Genomic DNA, 1,393 nt, shown 5'->3' with positions numbered 1-1,393 from the left:
CCCCGGCCCCCCGCCCCCCCCCCGCCCCCCCCCCCCCCCCCCCCCCCCCCCCCCCCCCCCCCCCCCCCCCCCCCCCGCCCCCCCCCCCCCCCCCCCCCGCCCCCCCCCCCCCCGCGCCCCCCCCCCCGCCCCCCCCACCGCTGCCATGGCCCTGATCAGCGCGAGCCGCGGCCCGGCATCATCCGCACCGCCAGCGCTGCGAGCGCCGAGACCGTTGCCAGCGCGGCCACGCCAGTCCAGCCGAAACTGGCCAGCGCCAGGCTGCCCAATCCCGCACCGGCGGCCATCCCGGTGAACATGCAGACAAAGAGCACCGCATTCAGGCGGCTGCGGGCGCCGGGGTCGCTGCCATAGACGATGGTCTGGTGCGCGACCAGCGTGACCTGCACGCCGAGGTCGAAGCCGATGGCGCTGGCGCCGAGCAGCCAGAGCTGGGCCTGCGGCGACAGCAGCGGCGAGGCCAGCATGGCGGCGAACGACACCGCCGTCAGCGCGGCGCCGAGCCGGGTCACCACTTCAGGTCCACGGCGGTCGGCGATGCGGCCGGCGATCGGGGCACCAAGCGCGCCGGCGGCGCCGGCCAGCCCGAACGCTCCCGCGGCTTCGCTGCCCAGATGGAACGGCGCGCCATGCAGCATCACCGCCAGCGTCGACCAGAACGCGCTGAAGCCAACCGACAGCAATGCCTGCGCGATGGCCGCCCGGCGCAGCGTGCCATGCTGGCGCCACAGCGTTGCCAGCGAACCGAGCAGCGCGCGGTAGGGCATCGTCGTCGTCGGCGCGAAGCGCGGCAGGCTGCGCTGCGCCATCAGCGCGATCGCGGCGATGCTGACCGCGGCCACCACGAACATCACGCGCCAGCCGAAATGCGCGGCGACAAAACCGCTGATCACGCGCGACAGCAGGATGCCCAGCAGCAGCCCGGTCATCACGGTGCCCACCACCTTGCCGCGTTGCGCGTCGGGGGCCAGCGTTGCCGCGGCGGGCACGATGTCCTGCGCCAGCGTGGCGGACAGGCCGATGGCGAGGCTCGCCGCCAGCAGCATGCCGATGCCGGGCGCAACGCCAGCCAGCAGCAGCGCGCCGATCAGCACCGCTGCCTTGGTCAGGATGATGCGGCGGCGGTCGAAGCGGTCGCCCAGCGGGGCCAGCAGCAGAATGCCCAGTGCATAGCCGAGCTGCGTGAGCGTGGGGATGGCGCCCACCGCGGATTCGGAGGTGCGCAGGTCGGGCGTCATGATGCCGAGCATCGGCTGGCTGTAGTACAGCGACGCCACCGACAGGCCAGCGCCGACGGCAAGCACAAGCACCAGGCTGGCAGGCAGCGAGTCGGATCTCGGCAGGGTGGCCGCGGAGGAAGACGCGGGGGAAGAAGCGGGGGAAGAAGCGGGGG

The 1,393-nt window shown here is 74.8% G+C and carries 1 protein-coding gene; it reads right to left on the bottom strand.

From position 1 onward, the window contains the following. Positions 1 to 155: 155 nt before the first annotated feature. Positions 156 to 1,343, bottom strand: a complete 1,188-nt coding sequence (locus AB1I47_RS33755; RefSeq protein ID WP_407935959.1) for an MFS transporter — start codon at positions 1,341 to 1,343, stop codon at positions 156 to 158. Positions 1,344 to 1,393 lie beyond the last annotated feature (50 nt).

Source organism: Cupriavidus necator (assembly GCF_040578825.1).
Taxonomy (GTDB): domain Bacteria; phylum Pseudomonadota; class Gammaproteobacteria; order Burkholderiales; family Burkholderiaceae; genus Cupriavidus; species Cupriavidus necator_E.
The sequence above is the reverse complement of the archived record's forward strand: the minus strand, read 5'-3'. Positions and strand labels throughout refer to the sequence as shown.